17 protein-coding genes and 1 pseudogene are annotated in these 19,971 nt (G+C 60.5%); 7 read left to right on the top strand and 11 right to left on the bottom strand.

The window, feature by feature from the left end; genetic code table 11:
• Nucleotides 1-434: 434 nt before the first annotated feature.
• Together ACSOSP_RS05985 and ACSOSP_RS05990 are read right to left on the bottom strand one after the other, a co-directional pair.
• Nucleotides 435-1,685, bottom strand: a complete 1,251-nt coding sequence (locus ACSOSP_RS05985) for a pyridoxal phosphate-dependent aminotransferase (RefSeq protein ID WP_455310084.1) — start codon at nt 1,683-1,685, stop codon at nt 435-437.
• Nucleotides 1,686-1,906: 221 nt separating this feature from the next.
• The gene (locus ACSOSP_RS05990; RefSeq protein WP_455310086.1) at nt 1,907-2,821 is read right to left on the bottom strand and encodes a LysR substrate-binding domain-containing protein; all 915 of its coding nucleotides are present in this window, start codon (nt 2,819-2,821) and stop codon (nt 1,907-1,909) included.
• Between the two features lie 416 nt (nt 2,822-3,237).
• Here ACSOSP_RS05990 and ACSOSP_RS05995 point away from each other — a divergent pair.
• Nucleotides 3,238-3,633, top strand: a pseudogene (locus ACSOSP_RS05995) (transposase); the annotation flags it as partial.
• 452 nt (nt 3,634-4,085) lie between these two features.
• The gene (locus ACSOSP_RS06000) at nt 4,086-4,343 is read left to right on the top strand and encodes a hypothetical protein (RefSeq protein ID WP_455310087.1); all 258 of its coding nucleotides are present in this window, start codon (nt 4,086-4,088) and stop codon (nt 4,341-4,343) included.
• Between the two features lie 353 nt (nt 4,344-4,696).
• Here the strand turns inward: ACSOSP_RS06000 and ACSOSP_RS06005 are convergent, their stop codons facing one another.
• Nucleotides 4,697-5,011 (bottom strand): hypothetical protein, encoded by a 315-nt coding sequence (locus ACSOSP_RS06005; RefSeq protein WP_031358961.1) that lies wholly within the window; start codon nt 5,009-5,011, stop codon nt 4,697-4,699.
• 303 nt (nt 5,012-5,314) lie between these two features.
• Here ACSOSP_RS06005 and ACSOSP_RS06010 point away from each other — a divergent pair, with 303 nt between their 5' ends.
• From ACSOSP_RS06010 to ACSOSP_RS06020, 3 genes are all read left to right on the top strand, one after another.
• Nucleotides 5,315-6,040 carry a YdcF family protein gene (locus tag ACSOSP_RS06010; protein WP_455310089.1) on the top strand — a complete coding sequence of 242 codons (726 nt, stop codon included), beginning with the start codon at nt 5,315-5,317 and terminating at the stop codon, nt 6,038-6,040.
• 279 nt (nt 6,041-6,319) lie between these two features.
• Nucleotides 6,320-6,559 carry a hypothetical protein gene (locus tag ACSOSP_RS06015; protein ID WP_455310090.1) on the top strand — a complete coding sequence of 80 codons (240 nt, stop codon included), beginning with the start codon at nt 6,320-6,322 and terminating at the stop codon, nt 6,557-6,559.
• A 227-nt stretch (nt 6,560-6,786) separates the two neighbouring features.
• The gene (locus tag ACSOSP_RS06020; protein ID WP_031358965.1) at nt 6,787-7,050 is read left to right on the top strand and encodes a hypothetical protein; all 264 of its coding nucleotides are present in this window, start codon (nt 6,787-6,789) and stop codon (nt 7,048-7,050) included.
• Between the two features lie 82 nt (nt 7,051-7,132).
• On the opposite strand, the gene ACSOSP_RS06025 is transcribed toward ACSOSP_RS06020, so the two are convergent.
• Nucleotides 7,133-7,420: a putative quinol monooxygenase gene (locus tag ACSOSP_RS06025; RefSeq protein WP_455310091.1), complete on the bottom strand. Its 288-nt coding sequence runs from the start codon at nt 7,418-7,420 to the stop codon at nt 7,133-7,135.
• A gap of 687 nt (nt 7,421-8,107) precedes the next feature.
• The gene (bamC, locus tag ACSOSP_RS06030) at nt 8,108-9,319 is read right to left on the bottom strand and encodes an outer membrane protein assembly factor BamC (protein WP_455310092.1); all 1,212 of its coding nucleotides are present in this window, start codon (nt 9,317-9,319) and stop codon (nt 8,108-8,110) included.
• A 527-nt stretch (nt 9,320-9,846) separates the two neighbouring features.
• Between bamC and ACSOSP_RS06035 the strand changes: the two genes are divergently transcribed.
• Both ACSOSP_RS06035 and ACSOSP_RS06040 read left to right on the top strand, forming a co-directional pair.
• A complete protein-coding gene (locus tag ACSOSP_RS06035; protein ID WP_455310093.1) occupies nt 9,847-10,332 on the top strand; it encodes a DUF2844 domain-containing protein in 486 nt (161 codons plus the stop codon).
• Nucleotides 10,333-10,341: 9 nt separating this feature from the next.
• Complete coding sequence (locus ACSOSP_RS06040; RefSeq protein WP_455310095.1) at nt 10,342-11,664, top strand: DUF3443 domain-containing protein; 1,323 nt, start codon at nt 10,342-10,344, stop codon at nt 11,662-11,664.
• A 245-nt stretch (nt 11,665-11,909) separates the two neighbouring features.
• Here ACSOSP_RS06040 and ACSOSP_RS06045 read toward each other — a convergent pair whose 3' ends face one another.
• The 6 genes from ACSOSP_RS06045 to pcaF all read right to left on the bottom strand — a co-directional run bounded on the left by ACSOSP_RS06045 (nt 11,910) and on the right by pcaF (nt 19,968).
• The gene (locus ACSOSP_RS06045) at nt 11,910-12,974 is read right to left on the bottom strand and encodes an OmpA family protein (RefSeq protein ID WP_455310096.1); all 1,065 of its coding nucleotides are present in this window, start codon (nt 12,972-12,974) and stop codon (nt 11,910-11,912) included.
• A gap of 95 nt (nt 12,975-13,069) precedes the next feature.
• Nucleotides 13,070-15,532 carry a YadA family autotransporter adhesin gene (locus tag ACSOSP_RS06050; RefSeq protein WP_455310097.1) on the bottom strand — a complete coding sequence of 821 codons (2,463 nt, stop codon included), beginning with the start codon at nt 15,530-15,532 and terminating at the stop codon, nt 13,070-13,072.
• A 672-nt stretch (nt 15,533-16,204) separates the two neighbouring features.
• Complete coding sequence (pcaC, locus tag ACSOSP_RS06055) at nt 16,205-16,591, bottom strand: 4-carboxymuconolactone decarboxylase (RefSeq protein WP_031358972.1); 387 nt, start codon at nt 16,589-16,591, stop codon at nt 16,205-16,207.
• 1 nt (nt 16,592) lies between these two features.
• A complete protein-coding gene (pcaD, locus tag ACSOSP_RS06060) occupies nt 16,593-17,381 on the bottom strand; it encodes a 3-oxoadipate enol-lactonase (protein WP_455310098.1) in 789 nt (262 codons plus the stop codon).
• Nucleotides 17,381-18,766, bottom strand: coding sequence for a 3-carboxy-cis,cis-muconate cycloisomerase (locus ACSOSP_RS06065; protein ID WP_455310099.1), 1,386 nt, complete (start codon nt 18,764-18,766; stop codon nt 17,381-17,383). The genes pcaD and ACSOSP_RS06065 overlap by 1 nt, the downstream gene beginning before the upstream one ends.
• A complete protein-coding gene (pcaF, locus tag ACSOSP_RS06070; protein WP_455310101.1) occupies nt 18,766-19,968 on the bottom strand; it encodes a 3-oxoadipyl-CoA thiolase in 1,203 nt (400 codons plus the stop codon). The genes ACSOSP_RS06065 and pcaF overlap by 1 nt, the downstream gene beginning before the upstream one ends.
• Between the last annotated feature and the right edge of the window lie 3 nt (nt 19,969-19,971).

Below are 19,971 nucleotides of genomic sequence, written 5' to 3' on the forward strand. Positions count from 1 at the left end.
GCTAGATAGGACCCTGTATGGTCTATGAACCGGTCAAGTCAGGCCGAATCGAATGACGCCGACTACTCGAACCATTCGCAACGCTCAGACTGGAAAATCGTGGACGAGGATACTGACGACGCGCTCGCCCGATTTCTGATCGGTCATATTGATTGGGAGCACGCACCGGGGGGAGCCAAAACACGGGATCAGATCCTGATCGCCGAATTTTTCCCAGCCGGACGAAGTAGCGCTTTCCAAGGCGGAAGCGCGTGACTGGACGCATATTACGCAAAAACAAACGATGCGTAAAGGTGAAACATTGGGTCGCCGCCGAACTCACGTCTGGCGGCCTTCTGAAGCCGAAGCCCTGCCCCCTGTCCCTTTCTGTTACTCGCTTGCGCCCTGCCCCAACCTGCAGACCCTTAGTCTCCACTCAGTCGCCACTTACCCACTCACCCGGCCGGATGCGCTTGCATGAACGCTCGCAGACGTGCGACCCCGGCGTCCAGGCGAGCGGTGTCGCACGCATAGCACCAGCGCACAAACCCTTCTCCTTCGGGACCGAACGCGCTGCCAGGCGCAAGCCCGAGCGCGCTCTCGCGCACGAGCGCCTTGCACAGCTCGAGGCTGCGGTTCGCGCCCGGCAGCCTGAAGAACAAATACATGGAACCGGCTGGCGCCCGCACGTCGATACCCGGAATCTGCTGCAATGCCGTCACGAGGTAATCGCGGCTGGCGCGCAGGTCAGCGACCAGCGACCGCGTAAATTGCTCGCCGTCCTTCACCGCGGCGATCCCGGCCATCTGGACGAACGACGGCGCGCAAGAGGTGTTGTACTCGACCAGCTTGCCGAGATCCTCCATCAGCCGCTCGGGCGCCACGATCCAGCCAAGCCGCCAGCCTGTCATCAGCCAGGCCTTCGAGAACGAATTCACCGCTATTACCCGTTCGTCACGTGTAGCCAGATCGAGGAACGAAGGGGCGAGCGCGGCGTCATCGCCGTAATAGAGGCGCTCGTAGACTTCGTCGGCGACCAGCCAGATGCCGAGCTGCCGGCATCGGTCGAGCACCGCCTGCTGTTGCTCGCGCGTCATGACCCAGCCGGTGGGATTGTTCGGCGAGTTGATCATCAGCATGCGCGTGCCGGGCGTGAGAGCGTCGAGCAGCCGGTCGAGATCGAGCGTCCAGCCGGTGACGCCATAGGTCAACGCCACCGTTTCAACGCTAGCGCCGAGAATCTTGGGAATTTCGACGAGATTCGGCCACAGCGGCGTCACCGCCACCACCCGGTCGCCGGCGCCTGCGATCAGCTGCGTCGCCAGCATAAGTGCGTTGACGCCGGCGCTCGTCACTGCAACTTCCTCAGGGCGGGTGGCGCCGTGCAGCTTGCCGACATAACCAGCAAGCGCTTCGCGCAGCGGCGCGATGCCCAGGTTGTGCGTATAGAAGGTTGCACCGTCGGCGAGCGCACGGCTGGCGGCGTCGCGGATGAATTGCGGCGTCACCTGATCAGATTCGCCGAACCAGAACGGCAGCACATCCGGGACACCGAAACCCGCATTGGCGACCTCACGGATCTGCGATGGGCGCAGCGCACGGACTGCGTCACGGGCATTCGGGGCACGTTCGCCTTCCGCCTGCACGTTCTGCGCACGTGCCAGCGCACCAAGTTCCGAGATAACCGCCCCTTCTGACTCGCTCATTGCCGCCTCCACCGATGGAAAGGGAAAGTCTAACGCGACGCCCTCGGAAAAGCGCTGTACGGCGCGCGCGTTAGCCATCAGGCCAGTTCTTGCGCCTTTTCGCGGGCTCGGCGGGCTTGGCGGGCTTGGCGGGCTCCCACGGGTCTTGCAATAGCGCAAAACCGCAGAGATCGCGCACGAGCGGCCCGCACGCTTGGCGATCAATGCGATCGAGCAATCGGCTAAGCCAGTTCTTCAACGCGTTTCGGCAATCCAGCGACCAGCGCCCACACTGACTCCGCGGCAGGCGACAACGACCGGTCGCGCCGCCGCACCAGTTCGACAGTGCGCTCGACCCGCGGCACCAGCGGCAACGCCACCAGCGACGAGTTCGCCGGCAACGGCAGCGCCAGCCATGGCAGCACGCTTATACCGACGCCCGCCTCCACCAGCCCGAACACCGTAGCGGAATGACCTAGCTCCTGCACCACATCGGCGATAACGTGATGTTCACGCAGTACGGCATCGATAATCGGACGGCTTCCGGAAGCGTGGTCCAGCATGACCAGGCGTTCGCCGGACAACGCGGCCCACGGCACCTCCCGCGCCCCCGCAAGCGAATGGTCCCGCCTCACGACCGCGCAAAACGAGTCGGTCGTCACGACCTCCCCGTACAGGTCGTCATTGGCGTATGGACCGATCGCCACCCCGAAATCGACCTCGCCGGATTTGACCTTGCGAATCACGTCGCTCTGGAGGTCGTCGCGCAAACCGAGTGAAATCAGCGGAAATTCCCGGGCACAGGCCGAAATGACGAGCGGCATCAGACGGCACGCCACGGTCGGACTGGCCGCGACGATGACCCGTCCACGGCGTTGCTGGCCGAGATCCCGGATTTCGCGGAGCGCTTCATCGAGGTCTGACAGCAGCCGTGACACGCTGCCCACGAGATTCGCGCCGACATCGGTGAGTTGCACCTCGCGGGTCGTCCGATCGACCAGCTTCAGCCCGATCTCCCCCTCGAGCTCACGCACGCAGCGGCTCACCGCGGACTGGGTCAGGCCGATTTCATCGCCGGCCCGGCTAAAGCTTTGCAGCCTGGCGACTTCAATAAACACGCGCAGCTGACGCAACGTCACATTGAGCGCTCGACTCATACCTTCCTCTCATCAATCGATCTTATCGATGCAAAGTGTAGATCAAAGGTAGCGAAGAAATGGGGTCATCCGACAGCGCGCTGCGGCGCAGCAAAAATGCATTCGCGCACGCAGGATGGGCTTATTGCACTTGATTGGTGATTGTCCCGATTTCATTAACCGCACTTATAGCGTCTCATACGGGCCATGCTGGCCTCGCGCCAGCCTACTGCCGCGAGGCTTTCGGACCGATTGATACACGCATGGCACGGTTCTCGCATTTACTTGCGCAGAGGTCGGCGCCATTGCAGTTTTTAAACGCAAATCGTCCGTCGCAATGCTTGCTCCGACCTTACCTGGGTTCGATCTTCGAATTCCGACCAGAGTGCGCGGCGCGGGGCAGCGCACCGGGGTTAGCTTCGCTGAGGTGAAACATCATGATGTTCGACGATTTAAGAGATAACGAGTGGGCGCTGGTTGAGGCCTTGTTTTGCGCAGAACCGGCACGCAGCGAACGGCGCGGCCGTCCGCGCGTGGAAGCACGCGCTGTCGTCAATGCCGTATTGTGGGTCTTGTCCACGGGCGAAGGCTGGTCGAAGTTGCCGGGCCGCTATCCGTCGCCGCCGACTTGCCGTCGACGGTTCGACGAATGGCAAGCCGACGGTACGCTCGCCGAAATCGTGAAGCGGCTGGGCAACAACGGCCGTGAGGTGTCGCTGCGGGGCCGGATCGGTTCCACCGCTGCAAAGCCGCCTGCACCGCCGAGCCGCGACCGTCTGCGCGGCGCATTCTGGACGAATCCGGAATCGTGGCGCGCGCCGGTCAAGATGGCCTGACATCCTGGCACAACGCGGCAAGCGGCACTTCGGCTGTATGGCCGATCGCTGCGAGCCACGTGGTACTTCGGCGCTGTACGGTTGAATTTACGCGAAGCACCCGCGCGCAGGTTTCCTGCGTTTTTACCCCGGCTCCCACCGATGTATTTCCTCGAGTGATGAGCCATCGGCCTGCGCTCGCAGACCGTTTTAGCAAGTCAAAAATCTGCCGGCAGGCGCTCGCCTTTCGTTGATCGAAAGGGAGCGTCTGGCGCGCATTGCCTCCACGCACATTGATGTTGCGACCGCCCGAACAGGTGCCTCGCGATGGCTTGTTGCGCCCTCGTGGCGCCTGGTCAGCGAATCCAGGAAACAACTCTTTACCAATCTTTACAGCATCCTTTCGTGTGCTGGCATAGCTTATGAAGCTGGCTAGCGAACCAATACCGGTTCGAAGGGGAGTTTTCATCATGAAACCAATGTCACTGCTCGCATGCGGCATTGTGCTTTCATCGCTGGGTGCAGCGATTACGGTGCACGCGGAATCGTCGGGGGGCAACTTCGCGCTGCGCGCGAATACACAAGCCAGCCTGCAGGACTGGAGAAAGGAATCGGCGCGCAGCGAAATGGCCGAAACCGCCCCGCGGGGAGATTTGCGAGGCGACATAGCGAGTAATGTACGTGCTCGGCCGGAGGTGGACCGCGGAGACCGCCCGCGTAAGCACTGAGGCGCGTCGAAGTGCGTAAATCACAGGGACACTTTGACAAGCGTCAAGCCGCCGGAATATCGCTCAGGCAAGCCATATTCAATCGATGGAGGATCTTCCGGGAACCCTTGCTCATCGCGCCAGTCCGACGTTATGCCATGAGCACAGCGTGGCAGCAGCAGATCCGGTACGCCCGTATCCTCGTGATACGGGCTTTTTTTTCGCCGGAGTTTTGCCACTGTCGTGAGTGTGCCGCTTTTGCAGCCCGACTCATTCGACGCAAAAATGACGCTTTCGCAGCCGCAACCGTTTGCCTGACGCACGGGCACTGCGGAGAAGCGTAAGACTACTAGCGCAAAGTAAGGAGAGGTTCTTTAAGCGCGCGCTTCGGCCAGCGGTTCCTGAATGACAGCCGGCGAATAGGGTGCGGCACGGTGCAGATCCCAGTCCATCGAACGCTCGTCGCGCGAGAGACGGGAGAACTCCAGTTTGCCCCGCTCGGTCACTACGGCGATGTCCACAGGAGCGTGAAAACCGGGTGCGGGTGCTACAGTGCGCTGCCGGACCAGCTCCAGCAGCCCCAGGTCGCGCAGATGGCTAAAAACGTTAGGGCGTCTTGCCCACGGAACTTGACGATACTGAGCTCGCCGGAGCGCTTCGAGTACGGCTTCGTTTGAATACGTGGTCATCTCGTTATGTCTTCCAGTGCAGCCGTGACGGAGCCACATGGCAGTAACTGACTGCCAGCGGCACCGACTAAACGCGGCACGCCCCGAAACCAGTCAGAATGCCGACTTCGCGGCCCCTGACCGGAACTCGCAGCCGCCGCTTGCGCTAGGTGCTGCTTATTCTGCTTACCGCTACTTATAATTCCGAGCGCCCGTTAAACGCGCACTACACAACGCGTTCCGCAGTTCCGGCGATGCATCCTAACGAATGCGATGACCACGAAGCGGATTATCTCGAAAACCTATACGTTACCTCAAACCAAATTGGTTCTTATAACTTTATTGCTGCTTTTCTTTGCACTATTCGCAGTTTGGCGACAACGCCGGCGCGCGGTCGCGCTCGTCTGCATCGCGCTGTTCTGGACGCTCGGCGCAGGTTGGCTTTCGGCCCCCCTGCTTCACCTTGCGCAGCGCGGGTTCGAAGAGAAGTCGACGCCGCAGGACGTGCATTTCGCATCGCGAACGACCTTTATCCTGCTGGGTGGCGGCACGCGTTACGACGACAAACGCCTGGTTCCAAAACGCGATGCGTTCATGCGTATTGTTGTCACAGCCGAGCTGTATCGTGAATGCCGGCGTGCGGGCGGCGCTTGCCGTGTCATCGTAAGCGGTGGTAATCCGCAGCATCACGAACAGGCTGAAGCCGACAACTACGCACCCTTCCTGCTCGCTCGCGGCGTGAGCGCCAGCGACCTCGTGCTCGAAAACGAAAGCCTCAACACGTACCAGAATGCTCGCAATGTCGCGAGCATCGTAAAGCCGGAGCGCGACGAAACCCTGGTCCTGATTACGTCCGCTTACCACATGCCACGGTCGTTGCTTGCCTTCAATGCTTTTGGCCTCGACACACAAGCGTTCACCAGCAATGTGAGGCAATCCAAGGCTACATTCTTTCCCCGCTCGCGCGGTTTCGTCGATGCTGAAACTGCACTGCATGAACTGATCGGTATCCTGCGCTTTCGTGTGTACCGAAGCGTAGGGCTGTATTGAATCGATTTACTGTTACCGGTCATGTGTCAAGGCCGTTACTCATCTCGAAATTCAGTACTAGAAACCAATGCGCTTCGCCGGTATTATCGCCGGCTCAGTCAATCGACTGGCCGGGCTGATGCTCTGTTAGAGTCGAACCGCAGTGTCGTTGCTGCAATGCAAAGGCACTGTAACTACATGTAACGATTCGCGAGCAGGATCAGTATTTGCTACGCAGCGTGTAATGTCTCGCCAATCGCGACAGGCCAACCCGGGTTCAACGAGTCTATGGAGGTAACAATGAAGAAAATGTCCCTGGCAGTCTTGTTTTCCCTGAGCGCAATGACCAGCGCAGCATTCGCACAATCCGATCAGGGCGTCACGATGAGTACGGATCCGGCCAAGATTTCGGATATCGAGCAGCGCGCGCAGGACCTGCAGTCGCGTCAGTCGAACATGCAGACCGAAATGCCGATGCACAAGGGCACCATGCATCACAAGAAGTCGGGCATGAAGCACTCGAAAGCTATGGCCGAATAAGCGATCAGGTTCAAACGTCGCAACGGCGCGCAAACGTTGGCGGTTGGCAAACCAACTAGCGAGCCGAACGGCTAGCCGATCGCCTCAAAGAAGCCGGATATGACGCACGTCGCGTTGTATCCGGCTTTTGTTTGTCAGAGACACTCCGGCAACGATGCGTTCATCGGCCCGGCGTATGCTACATTCCGCGTCGATAAATTGAATCGCACTCGTGTGCGGAGGATCGTATGAGCAACATCCAGCTGGACATCGAATGGACCGAAGCAGCATCACGCAAGATCGAAAAGCTGATGCCGCGTAACGCAAAGGACAAGGACGCATATCTCGCCCTGCCGCCCGTGGAGTGCCTGCCCATGGAGGGCGACGTGCTGTTTCTCGGCCCGGACGGCAAGCAACAGCCGTTTATCGTGGCCGAGCGTCAGTACCATCATGACGGCGACGCCGACTGGACCATCATCCTGATCCTCGACGTGCCGCACGAGACACATTAAGGGCTGGCGCTTAAGGGCTGATGTAATGCGATGGAACATTGCCGCGCAGGCGCAGTGACGATTGCGTGGCCCATCCAGCGGCTCAGAGCTTTGCCACCACGTTGATTTCACCATGCTCGATCAGGTCCGGCAGCGTTTTGCCGAGCGCCTGGATGTGCGGTGTCTGATTGTGCTGCGCCAGCGCCGCCTCGCTCAGCCAGCGTTCGAAGAAGACAAACCGGCGCGGCTCCTTGATGTCGCGATGCAGGTCGTACTGGAGCGCGCCTGGTTCCTTGAGCGTCGGCGTCACGATGCCCTGCAGGGCTTCCTTCAGCTTGTCTTCGTTGCCCGGTTTGGCGACGAATGTTGCGACCACGGCGATTTCCGTCATGACTTGACTCCCGATCAAAGGATCGAGCATAGCGTCGGCGCGTCACGCTCGCCGAAACCGCTTTTGGACGCACCCAGAAAAAAGCCCGCGTTCCCTTTGGGGAACGCGGGCAAAAGCCGTCGCCCTACGAGGATAGGCGACGGGGCCATCGAGATCCGCTTGGCCAGCGGACCGCAATTCGTGAAAGAAAATTGGTGACTTATAGCGACGTGAGGCAGGAAACCGCTTCACGCAGGCACCGGCAGATTACATGCCATGGGTACAATGTAATCCCTATGCAGTTGATTCCTATAAGCTTTCCCGCACATAAAAAAGCAAAAACAGCGCCTGAACCGAACAATGCAACTACTCGCTGCAACGTGACACCGACCTCTCGAAAGGTCCGATTTATTCCTGCTTCCTTCCTGCTTCCTTCGTCTGAGATCCTTCGCCCGAAGCGTAACGCGGCCACCGCATTCGCTCGCGAGCGTTACCGCGCATTTGAATGCAAAAGGCATTTTCAAATGCTTCGGCTAATCTCAGACGCAAAAAAAACCGCCTGAACTTCAGGCGGCTTAGTGGGACTGGTTAGTCGCGAGTTTGTTGCGAGTTTGTTGTGTAGTAGCCGTTACGCGCAGTCTTTCGGTGACGTCCAGCTGATTGATTCAGTTTCCTGAACCAGTCTGCCGAACGTCGCCGTGATGTGCTTCAACGCAACTGGTCGTCGAGCAAGCCCATGATCTGGCGTGCTTGCGGCGAGGAATCAACGTCTCCCTTGCTGTCGATGATTGACACACGCGTCTGCGTTTCCGTCAGCGCCCGCACGTTGATCTCGTAGTTCTTGGCCAGCTTCTCTTTCTTACCGTGGAACACCTGGCTCCAGAACCCTTGCTCCGCCGACGTCATGTCCTTTGGGTCGACATACCGGACGAAATAAATACCGCGGCCACGATCCCGGTCATCGACGGTGAAGTTCGTCCGGTCGAGCGCCAGACCCACGCGCAACCAGGCACGATCGTAGGGTTCCGGCAGATTGATCTCAACCGAGCTCGCTTCCGGTATCACGTCTTCCTTGATCGGCGTCTGCGCTGCAAGAGCGGCGTTCTGTGCCGCTCTCTGCGCTGAAGTAGTGGCTGACGGCGAGCTTGCTGCCGCGGCCGCAGCCATGGCAGCGTCGGTCGCGCCGGTCTGGCCGCTAGCCTGACGTGCGTCGGCCAGTGCAAGGTTCGCCATCAAGCGCTTCAGGTATTCACCTTCCAGCGCCGGGTCGTTCGGCTTGGCTTGCCACTGGCTTTGCTCGTTATTCGTTCCGGTCAGTGCTTCGCGCATGCCCTTCTGACTGATGAACACATACGTGCCGCCGTTCGGCGCTGCCTCGAGCCGGGTGCGGTACTTGTTGCGTTCTGCTGCAACGTATGAGTTGCCCGTTGCCATGGATAGCGTGTTGCGAATCAGCCCGTCCGAAATCTGCGGATGGGTTTCGTTCCAGTCGGTTTCCATGACGCCCTTGTCACGCGCGTCCACGACAAGCAGAAAGCCCTGTTCCTGCCAGAAACGACGAATCTGCGGCCAGACCTGGTCTGGCGCCCGGGTGTCGATAACCAGCCAGCGCTCCGTGCCGTCACGCTGAATATGCATACCCGACACCGGCGGGATGACCGTGGGTGCATTCGGCGCGACCTTCTGCACTTGCTGGAGGTCCGACAGGGTCGCCTGCCCGCCCTGAGGCGGCAATGAACGCTGATCTCCCGTTTCATCGAGCAGATTGGGCGGGACCGCGAGCGATGCCTGTTTTGACCGGGAATCGCTCTTGTAATTGATTGCATCGGGAGACGACGTACCGCATCCGGCAACAAGGCCTCCCACCATCAAGAGGGCCGCGACCTTCAAAGCCGGCTTGTTCACACGAAAATCTGTCATGTTTGGGAAATCCTTCCGCTACGCCACGGCGTTTTCCGTGGATCAACCAAGCATTTTACCGGTCCTGCGCGTCGCCGTGCAAAAACAGTGCCGCTAACGCCGTAAGGCCTGGATAGGACCCGGACGACACGGCACGAGCGAAGTCGCCCGCGCATGAATTCCATGCGCGGGCATTCGAACGGGAATCGTGTTCCCAGGGTGTTACCGGAACGTCTGCCGAGACGTTTCAGCACACTTTCGCCTATCCGTTTCCGCACTGCGCCCTACGCTCCTCCGTCGTCCGCTTGCGTCCGCAACATCCCAAAAATCGCCCGCTCAATCACCACGAAGACAATTTATGACATTTGCTCTTGCACTGTCCTAGTCACATTTTCGTGATCAACTTGTTGTTTAATAAGCACTTTTAACTAATTTTTGAGATGTTTTTAAAAACACTACAAGACGATTCCCATCTCTATTTTTCAACGCATCGTTATCCTAAAATTAATTTTCGATAACAAGAACGGCCACGAGAACGGAGTAACACCATGCATCACATCAAATCCCTCACCTCTCTTCGGGCAACCGCCGCCGCGCTGGTAATTGCGGCAAGCGGACCAACGCACGCACAACTTGGCGCCACTGTCGCGATCAATCCAACGGGCACATCGAACCCGGCGGATGCCAATGCTCCAGCATTACATCAGGCCGCGAACAGCGCGGCGCGCTGGGAGGAATCGACCGACGCCAATCAGATTCGCGTGCGCCAATACGTATCTTCCTCGGGACAGGTCTACGCCGTTAGTTGGGACGGCCCCGCCATGCCCGATGTCGCGCTATTACTAGGCACCTCGTTTGATCGGTTTAGACAAGAAGCGAGCTCGGCGCAACCCAACGCGAGCGGCCTGCACTCATCGCGGGTGAACTGCAGTGATTTGATGGTGGAAACAGCAGTGCGGCTGCGCGACTTCAGCGGCCGTGCCTGGCTCCCCAGCGCGTTGCCGGCCGGCGTCACGGCAGCAGACATTGAATAGGCGGCAACCATGCGAAATCTGACTTGCGTACTTATCACGGCGATCGTTGCCTTCAGCACCACGATGTCCGGCTGCGGTGGCGGCGGTGGCAGTAATGATTCAACCGGCGCCGCGACACCCGCGGCAAGTCCCCCGGCTGCCCCAAGTGCTCCGGCAGCATCTAGCGGAACACCCGCTGCCAGCGCTCCTGCTGCCGCGGCACCCGCCCAACCTGCTGCGCCTGCGAGCGCGCCAGCCAACACGGTCGCTCAGTCGACCACGCCCAACGTGCAGCCCATCACCGTTGCAAAAATCGCGACCGGTACTCGCAACATGTTGCAAACCAGCGTGACGATCTGCGTTCCTGGAACAAGCACGTGCCAGACGATCAACAATATCCAGGTGGACACGGGATCGCAGGGATTGCGCATCCTTGCTTCCGCACTCGCACCCACTTTGGTGCTGCCCTCCGTGACGGCCAGTACGGGTTCAACCGCGGCAAGCTGCACTGTATTCGGCTCGGGTTACACCTGGGGTTCGGTGCGGACTGCCGACGTGCATCTGGCCGGCGAGGTGGCAGCGGCGACATCGATCCAGGTCATCGCGGACCCGGCTATTCCGGCAGTGCCCGCGGACTGCAGCAACTCGGGCCTGCCGATGCTGACCGCTACGGCGCTGCGAAGCAACGGCATCCTCGGCGTGGGCCCCTTCAGCGCCGACTGCGGCAGCGGCTGCGCCTCGACCGCATTGCCACGCTGGTACTACAGCTGCACGTCGGGCGCGTGTGTAGCCGCTGTGCTGCCGGTTGCACAGCAGGTGACCAATCCAATAAGCCGATTCGCCAGCGACAACAATGGCCTTGTGATTGAGCTTCCTGCAGTCGCCGCCACCGGTGCAGCTAGCGTCACTGGCACGATGACCTTCGGAATTGGCTCACAGTCGAACAATCTGCTTGGCAGTGCTCAGGTCCTCCCGAGTAACTCGATGACAGGGTTTGTTTCGACGGCCTTTCAAGGACAAACCTACAGCACGAGTTTCATCGACAGCGGATCGAACGGCCTGCTCTTCCCGCTGAGCTCCGTGCCAACGTGCGGCTTCTGGTTCTGTCCCACCACCGTGCAAAGTCTGGCTGCGACTGTTGCCGGCATCAATGGCGCAAAGAGCAACGTAACGTTCACAATAGGCAATGCGACCTCGCTATTCCAAAGCGGCAACAATGCGCTCAGCAATCTGGCGGGATCAGCAAGCAACTACTTCGACTGGGGCCTGCCCTTCTTCTTCGGGAGACGCGTCTTCACCGCGATAGAAGCAAGTGCGACACCCGCAGGCAATGGGCCCTACTATGCGTTCTAGGCCCTGAGCATGTGCCGCAGTTGCTCGTGATCGCCGAGCCGCTGCGGCATTCGTGAGAGGCTTCATCACGCGTCTGCGCATGCCCGAGTTCTCCCGGTTCCCGGTGCTGGCTCGGCCATGCATTATTGCGTCATCCCAAAAGCGCGGCTTGCCCCTCCTGCAAAACATGTCGACGTCCTCCGGCAGGGCGTCCTGAATCCAACCGTCTCGATGACATGCGCGTACATGATTGCATCAGTGTGTTTTCACGTCCGCTGATCTTCCTTGTGTAAAAAGCGTAACTCCACACGCCGGTCGTTTGCCAGGCAAGTCACCAGCGCACGCCGGTCCCGCATTTGGCATTCCGTTCCCGGCGATGCCCGGCCAAAACCTCGTGCCTGCACTGGAGTCGTCACGCCGCCTGATACGAGATAACGCCGGACAGTCTCGGCACGTTGATGCGAGAGCCGCCGGTTGTAGGCATCGCTGCCTAAACGGTCAGTGAAGCCCGACACGGTAATCGACGACACGGCGCCGTCGACCTTCACGTCCGCGATCAACCCATCGAGCCGCTCACGGCCTTCCAATGTGATCGATTCAACACCGCTGCCGTTGAACGCGAACAATGCGTCGACCGGTAACGCAACAAGCTTGGGCAATGGGTCGGCCGAACTCAAGTCGTCCTGCGGAACCACGCAGCTGTCAAGACTCTGCCGTGCTTCACCGAGCGTTGACTCGACCATGTCGACCTTGATTTTTGCCTGGTCAAACTGGCGGGTCCATGCATCATGGCCCGCATGCATCAACTTGACTTCAGCGCATGCCGTCTGCTTTTGCGCCTGCGGGCAATAGACAAACCGCGGATCGGCAATCAATGCCCGCAGGCCCGTCTCCAGATCCGGGCGCAACACCGCGACCGTCCGCAGCGACGGGTTATCGGGCGACAACGGCTGTGTACCTTCAAGTCCGGTGGTCAGGTGCGCAGCCTCGCCGATAGACTCCTCTATAAAGCCCCAGCGATCTCCCGCATCGATCTCGCTTTTCGCAACGTCGATCCAGCATTGGTCCTTGAAGCCAAAATAGTTGTCCTTGCGTTGATCAAGTTGGTCCAGGCGTGCTTGCAATAGTCCTAGCACCTCACGCGGCTTTTCAATTTGCCCGTAGACACTCGGCCAGGGCTCCAAAGCCGCGCCCGCTTGCGCACTTTGCTGCGTGTCAAACCCCGTTTGCAGAACGGTTGGATCCTGGATGCCCAGGCTGTCCCGCAGTTCCGTGTTAGCGCAGCCCGCCAGTGCATAGACGCAGGCTGCGGCGAGGATAATGTTTTTCATGGTTCGACCCGGTGACATCCACGGCGCTTTTAGCCCCGTGGACTTGCTGTGCGGACCCGCCCGTGAAGGCGGCAATGTTTAATGCGCTACGCGGCTCAACTGCCGAACACGTAGCCCACGCCCGCACGCACGATGGTGCTGTTGCCACCCGACGACGACACTCCCCCGTTGAAGTTGATATTGCCCTTGTCATTCCAGCGCGAGACGCCAATACCCATTGCCGCCTGCCCGCGATAAGCCGCGACCCCCGCGTTCAAGGTCGTTCTTCCCGGCAGGTACGGCGTCACGACGTTCAGCGCCGACGCAGACGCAATCCCCTTGCGCGTGTTGCGGTCGAGGTCGCGAATTTGCTGGTCGGTATTGTTAAAGCGCTGATCGGTATAACTGTTGGCCTGACTGAGCGTGGAACTGGCTGACTGTTTCAATTGGCTCAGGTTGACAGCGTCCGTTGCCGACGTACCGGCCGCGACGTTGGTGATCTGCCTCTCACTGCCCGCCGCTCCCACCGATACCGACGACGCGCGATCTGCCAGCGAGCCCGCCCCCAGCGCCACTGAATTGGCCGCGCTGGCCGTGGCGTTCGCCCCCATCGCAACGGCGTGCGTCCCGCTCGCGCTCGCGGCTTCAGTCGATGTATCTCCGGCCGCACTGTAAAGCGCGCTGCTCGATGTCACGAAGTTGCTGACACGGGTAACGAGATCGTTAAGCTGACCCAGGTTCACGGCGTCGGTTGCGAGCGTGCCGGCCGCCACGTTATGGATTGCCGTGCCGCCTGCAACGCCTTGTCCGAGCGTGACGTTGCCGAAATCCGTCGCACCGTTTGCGTTCTTGTCATAAGCGAGTGCGGTGACTGCCTTACCGGTCTGGTCGACAAGACCCGCACTCTTCAGTTGCCCGACATTGACTGCATCTGTGTCGGCCGTGCCTGCCTGGACATTGGTGATCTGCCGTTCATTGCCAGCTGCGCCCACCGATACGCTATTCGAGCGATCCGCCACCGAGTTCGCGCCGAGGGCAACCGTGTTGCCGGCAACGGCTTGCGCGTTGCCGCCGATCGCGGTGGCGTTGAGGCCATTTGCGCTTGCTGCGGCAAGTGTTGTGTTCGATACAAAGTATTTGAGGGCGGCGCCGTTCTGCAGGCCGTCGACAAGTTGCGCCGTCTGGAACAGCTGGTCGCCGTTGACCGCGTCCGTGCTGCCCGCTTTTACGACCCCGGCCGCAACGTTGTGCAATGCGACCGGCTCAGCCGCGCCCGCCCCGCCAAGCGTGACGCTGCCTCGATTGACCGAGCCATCCGCTTTTGAGTCGTAGGTAATGGCCGCAAGCGCATTGCCCGTCGAATCGATCAACCCGGCGTCCTTCAGTTGAGCGACATTCACCGCGTCCTGATCCGCAACACCCGCTTTGAGGTTCGAAATGATCGTGCCGCCGGTGCCACCCAGGACGACGTTCGATTTGCTGTTGTCCGAGTACGAAAGCTTTAACGGTTCCGCTTGAGTCAACGTGGCGAGCGAAGTAGCCACGCTCTGCACGTCTGAATTGGTCGCGTTCAATTGGGCGCCATTGACCGCGTCACTGCTTTGCGCGCTCAACACGCCGGCCTTCAGGTTGGTGAGCGTCACCGCAGGTGCAGTTTTTCCAGTCGATGCCGCGCCCAGCGTAATCACGCTCTTGTCGACACCGTCGTACGCAACAAAGGCGTTGGTCATCGTTCCCAGGGAATTCGTAGTCGCGCCAAGTGCCTTTAGTTGACTCATGTTGACTGCGTCCGCTGCGCCAATCCCCGGCGCCACGTGCACGATCCGTCGCTCCGCTCCGCTGTTGCCCACCGACACCACGTTATCCACCGAGCCGTCGCTGTTCGCGCCGAGCACAACGTTGTTCTTTCCTTTCGCGGTTACGTTGCTGCCGAGTACGAACGAGTCCGCGCCAAATGCAGTGTTGCCGTTTCCGATCACGTAGCTTCCCGCTCCGCCCACGACGTTACCCTTGCCGATGCCTCCTGAGCCCACTGCGCTCACTCGCGTGAACGAGCCTATTGCGAGGGAATCCGCCCCATTCGCATCAACACTCGTACGCCAGCCCACGGCAAGACCATGGTCCGAATCAGCGCTCGAACGCACGCCGAGGGCAGTGGATTCACTGCCCGTTGCCGACACCCCTGCTCCCAGCGCGACCGAACCGGACTCAGCGCTCGCGTATGAGCCGGCCGCAACGGAAAAATCCCCGCTTGAATGGGCGTTCACGCCCGCGGCAACCGCATCCGTACCGGTTGCTGAGGTGGGAAGTGAGCTGTCAGAGAGCCCGGACACGATCAACTGACCCGGTGTCAGGCCTGACCCGGATGATGCAACCGCAGCCAGCCGGCCGGCACCTGCGTTACTCACCCCCGCGACGGAGGGCGCCACAGTGCTCAACGCCTCGTGGACTTGTGACGAATAGATCCGACCGCGTTCACTCGAAACCTTCGCAAGGTTGTCGACCAGCACAGCACTCGATATTTGCGGCACGGTCATCAGGGAGACAGGCGCAAGCGCGACCCATAGCGCAGCGCCCATTCGCGATTGCCGACTGGAGCACGTGGTCCCTAAAACACCGTTTGAGCCAGCCTCACGTCGGCCAGCGGACACTTCTTTTTGCTTCTTCAATACCACGCGCTGCGTCTTGTTCATTTCTATTGCTCACTCAGGTCCTGGCCTCGAAATCGTTGGTATCGGTCCGGAATCGATCCGGACCGACGACTTGAGCGTGCGCAGGAATGCACACGGCTGCCGAATTGCTTCGGGAGCCGGCAAGTGGTCAGCAATGTGATTCCTGTCAGGCAGAAAGCCGGTAGCACGCTCGTGTGCCACTGTGACAGGTCAAGATAAATTTCCCCTATCAGTAAACTCTTAAAACGACGGGAGATAGGCCATTCGTTAGAGATTTAGCGCTTATATCGGGCATTAATCGTGTTTATTTGACATCAATGCTCAGGACGAGATCCCTGGAGACGCACCTCGAATATATCCCGATTAAGCTAAATCAAGGAGGACTGAAACATGGAGTACGTGTTCAGACAAGCAACGCGTGAAGAACCAAAACTGACTCCCACAAATACAAAGACGGCGGCGTGGTGAACCACGCCGCCGTCCTGATCAGACAACATTCGACCAACCCTCACACGTCCAGTGAGGCCATGGCCGTCTCCACCTTTGCTCCTTTATTTCCTGTGACTGTCAGAACGATCGCTACACCGCGCGATCTTCCTCATCGAAAATCTTTTGTGCCAAATGGAACGCCGAATTTGCTGCCGGCACGCCGCAATAAATAGCGGTCTGCAGCAGCACTTCCTTGATTTCCTCACGCGTGACGCCATTGTTTTTCGCCGCTCGCAAATGCAGCGCGAGCTCTTCGCTGCGGTTGAGCGCGACCATCATCGATAAGGTCAAAAGGCTGCGGGTATGGCGCGGCAAACCGGGGCGCGTCCAGATATCACCCCAGGCGTAACGAGTGATCAGGTTCTGGAACTCGGTCGTGAGATCCGTGCGGTTCTCGAGCGAGCGCGTGACGTGCGCATCACCCAGGACCTCGCGCCGCACGCTCAAGCCGGCTTCGTAGCGTTCGTCTTCGGTCATGTCAGGCTCCCAGGAACTCGAGCAGTGTTTTCGTGTAGACGTCCGCTTGCTCGATATTCGACAAGTGCGCTGCATCGAGTTCGACGTAACGCGAGCCCGCAATGTATCCGGCCAGTTCGCGCCCTTGCGCAGCGGTCGTGGACTGGTCGTGCGTACCGGAAATGACGAGCACCGGCGCCTTGATGGTCTTCGCTTCATCACGCGCATCGGCATCACGGATGGCTTCGCAATTCGATGCATAACCTTCGCCCGATGTGTGCCGGAACACGTCGCGAATGCCGGACAGCATGAGCGGCTGCGCTGTCATGAACCCCGCCGTGAACCAGCGCGGCAAGACGGCATCGGCGAGAGCCGGCATACCGCCTTCCTCGCGCGCCTTCGCCGCCCGCGGCGTCCAGATCGCGTCAGAGCCGATCAGCGCCGCCGTATTCGACAGCACCACGCGCTCGAAGCGCTCCGGGTGGCGTGCCGCGAGCGCAATGCCGGTCAGCCCGCCCATCGACAGGCCGCAATAGTGCGCGCGCTGGATGCCGAGGGTGACGAGCAAACCGATCACGTCGCCCACGAGCTGGTCCAGCGTGTACGGACCCTTGGGCGCGTCCGATCGGCCATGGCCGCGCGTGTCGTAACGCAGCACGCGATACTTCGCCGCGAGCGTTTCGACTTGCGGCGTCCACATCGACACGTCTGCGCCGAGCGAATTCGACAGCACGAGCCAGGGCGCGTCGCTCCCGGCGGTGGCGTCGATACGATAGAAGAGTTGAATACCGTTGACGGCGGCAAATGGCATTACGGAAGACTCCTGGATGAAAGGGATCGATGCACACGCAACGCGGCATCGACAAAAGCGTGTGCCTGGCCCGCGTAGTTCGCCGGGTCGAGGAGCGCTTGCAGTTGGACGAGAGAGAGATGTTGCGTGACGCGCTCGTCGTTCGAGAGCACGTCGTAAAGGGTCGCGCCGGTCGCCACGGCTTGCTTCGATGCATGTTCCACGAGCGTGTGCGCGTCGAGCCTGCCAATCTGGTCGCCGAGCGCGAGCATCACGGCCTCGCCGAGAATCAGACCGTGCGTGAGATCCAGATTCGCTGCGAGCCGATCGGCGTTCACTTCAATGTTCGACACGATCGCCGTGATCTGAGCAAGTGCGCCGCCCGTCAGGCGGGCAAGATCGGGCAACGCTTCCCACTCGGCCTGCCAGCCGCCGAGCGCGCGTTCATGCTCCTGAACCATGCCACTGAATACGGTCGCGACCAGATTCGGCGCGCGCATGGCCGCGGTTAAAACAGCGGCGCAGCCCACGGGGTTGCGCTTGTGCGGCATCGTCGATGAACCGCCCTTGCCTGCCGCGGCCGGTTCGGCGAGTTCGCCGACTTCCGTTTGCATCTGCAGGGAGATATCGCGGGCGATTTTCCCGAGCGTACCGGTCAGCATGCCGAAACATGCCGCGGCTTCGGCAATACGGTCGCGCTGCGTATGCCACGGCAACGAGGGAAGTTGCACAGCGAGGTCATCGGCAAGCGACTGAGCGACGAACGGCGCCTTATCCCGCAAGCTCGCCAATGTGCCCGCCGCGCCGCCGAATTGCAGCGCGAGCACGCGTGAACGACATTGCGAAAGACGCTCGCGATGACGTGTCAGCGCATCGAGCCATTGGGCGAATTTAAGGCCGAGCGTGATCGGCAAGGCCTGCTGAAGCCAGGTCCGGCCGATCGCCGGCGTCGTACGATACTTCAGCGCCTGAAGGGCCAGCGCGTCGCAAGTCTCGTTCAAACCCGCTTCCAACAAGTCGAACGTCGAACGCAACTGCAAGACAGTGCCTGTATCGATGATGTCCTGGCTCGTCGCGCCCCAATGCACGAACTTGGCGGCATCGGCGTCCTTAAGTTTGACCGCCGCGGTCAGCAACTTCACCAGCGGAATGGCAAGATTGCCGCCCGACGCAGCGCCGGCCATCAACGCGTTTGCATCGATAAGATCCGCGTCGCAAGCAGCCACGATCGCATCGACCGCGCCCGCAGGAATCACGCCATGCAAAGCCGATGCACGGGCAAGCGCCGCCTCCACATCCAGCATCGACTGGACAGTCTGACGCGCGGACCACACGGCGTTCATCTCGCGTGTGCCGCAGATCAGGTCCGTCAGCCGTCCCGCCGCCGAAAATGTCGGCTCAGACATCACACACGCTCGATGGCGATCGCAATGCCCTGACCCACGCCGATACACATCGTGCAGAGCGCAAAGCGTCCGCCGGTCCGATGCAACTGATACGTCGCGGTCGTAACCAGGCGCGCGCCGCTCATCCCGAGCGGATGGCCGAGCGCGATTGCGCCGCCGTTCGGATTGACGCGAGGATCGTCGTCGGCAATACCAAGCATGCGCAGCACGGCCAGCCCTTGCGACGCAAACGCCTCGTTGAGCTCGATCACATCGAATTGATCGATGGTCATGCCCAGGCGCTTCATCAGCTTCTGCGACGCCGGCGCCGGGCCGATGCCCATCACGCGCGGCGGCACGCCGGCGGTTGCAATGCCCAGCACGCGCGCACGCGGCACGAGGCCGAAACGCTTGGCGCTGTCTTCATCAGCCATGAGCAAAGCCGCGGCGCCATCGTTCACGCCCGACGCATTGCCCGCCGTCACCGTGCCATCCGGCCGCACGACGCCCTTCAGTCTGGCGAGCGCTTCCATGCTCGTTTCACGCGGATGTTCATCCTGCGAGACCAGCACCGGATCGCCCTTTTTCTGCGCGATCGACACCGGCACGATCTCTTGCGCGAGCGTCCCATCCTTCTGCGCGCGCGATGCTTTCTGCTGACTGCGCACAGCGAACGCGTCCTGGTCTTCGCGGCTCACCTTATAGTCGGTCGCGACGTTTTCGGCCGTTTCCGGCATCGAATCCACGCCATGCAGCTTCTTCATCAGCGGATTGACGAAACGCCAGCCGATGGTCGTATCGAAGATCTCTGCCTGACGCGAGAACGCCGTGGTCGCCTTGCCTTGCACGAACGGTGCACGGCTCATGCTTTCCACGCCGCCCGCGACCATCAGCGCTGCTTCGCCCGACTTGATCGCCCGCGCGGCCACGCCGATTGCGTCCATGCCCGATCCGCACAAGCGGTTGATCGTGGAGCCCGGTACGCCGTCCGGCAAACCCGCCAACAGGGCAGACATGCGCGCGACGTTGCGGTTATCTTCGCCAGCCTGGTTCGCACAACCGAAAATCAGGTCGTCAACGGCGTTCCAATCCACGTCCTTGTTGCGTTCCATCAACGCGCGCAGCGGCACGGCGCCGAGGTCATCGGCACGAACTGAGGACAATGCGCCGCCGTAACGGCCGACCGGCGTGCGGATTGCGTCGCAAATAAAAGCTTCTTTCATGCA

It is taken from the genome of Caballeronia sp. KNU42, assembly GCF_053760385.1.

What these genes read in the sequence shown, in the direction of transcription:
- ACSOSP_RS05985 (WP_455310084.1), bottom strand. Translation starts at nt 1,685, where the DNA reads ATGAGCGAGTCAGAAGGGGCGGTTATCTCGGAACTTGGTGCGCTGGCA.
- ACSOSP_RS05990 (WP_455310086.1), bottom strand. Translation starts at nt 2,821, where the DNA reads ATGAGTCGAGCGCTCAATGTGACGTTGCGTCAGCTGCGCGTGTTTATT.
- ACSOSP_RS06000 (WP_455310087.1), top strand. Translation starts at nt 4,086, where the DNA reads ATGAAACCAATGTCACTGCTCGCATGCGGCATTGTGCTTTCATCGCTG.
- ACSOSP_RS06005 (WP_031358961.1), bottom strand. Translation starts at nt 5,011, where the DNA reads ATGACCACGTATTCAAACGAAGCCGTACTCGAAGCGCTCCGGCGAGCT.
- ACSOSP_RS06015 (WP_455310090.1), top strand. Translation starts at nt 6,320, where the DNA reads ATGAAGAAAATGTCCCTGGCAGTCTTGTTTTCCCTGAGCGCAATGACC.
- ACSOSP_RS06020 (WP_031358965.1), top strand. Translation starts at nt 6,787, where the DNA reads ATGAGCAACATCCAGCTGGACATCGAATGGACCGAAGCAGCATCACGC.
- ACSOSP_RS06025 (WP_455310091.1), bottom strand. Translation starts at nt 7,420, where the DNA reads ATGACGGAAATCGCCGTGGTCGCAACATTCGTCGCCAAACCGGGCAAC.
- bamC (WP_455310092.1), bottom strand. Translation starts at nt 9,319, where the DNA reads ATGACAGATTTTCGTGTGAACAAGCCGGCTTTGAAGGTCGCGGCCCTC.
- ACSOSP_RS06035 (WP_455310093.1), top strand. Translation starts at nt 9,847, where the DNA reads ATGCATCACATCAAATCCCTCACCTCTCTTCGGGCAACCGCCGCCGCG.
- ACSOSP_RS06040 (WP_455310095.1), top strand. Translation starts at nt 10,342, where the DNA reads ATGCGAAATCTGACTTGCGTACTTATCACGGCGATCGTTGCCTTCAGC.
- ACSOSP_RS06045 (WP_455310096.1), bottom strand. Translation starts at nt 12,974, where the DNA reads ATGAAAAACATTATCCTCGCCGCAGCCTGCGTCTATGCACTGGCGGGC.
- ACSOSP_RS06050 (WP_455310097.1), bottom strand. Translation starts at nt 15,532, where the DNA reads ATGGGCGCTGCGCTATGGGTCGCGCTTGCGCCTGTCTCCCTGATGACC.
- pcaC (WP_031358972.1), bottom strand. Translation starts at nt 16,591, where the DNA reads ATGACCGAAGACGAACGCTACGAAGCCGGCTTGAGCGTGCGGCGCGAG.
- pcaD (WP_455310098.1), bottom strand. Translation starts at nt 17,381, where the DNA reads ATGCCATTTGCCGCCGTCAACGGTATTCAACTCTTCTATCGTATCGAC.
- ACSOSP_RS06065 (WP_455310099.1), bottom strand. Translation starts at nt 18,766, where the DNA reads ATGTCTGAGCCGACATTTTCGGCGGCGGGACGGCTGACGGACCTGATC.
- pcaF (WP_455310101.1), bottom strand. Translation starts at nt 19,968, where the DNA reads ATGAAAGAAGCTTTTATTTGCGACGCAATCCGCACGCCGGTCGGCCGT.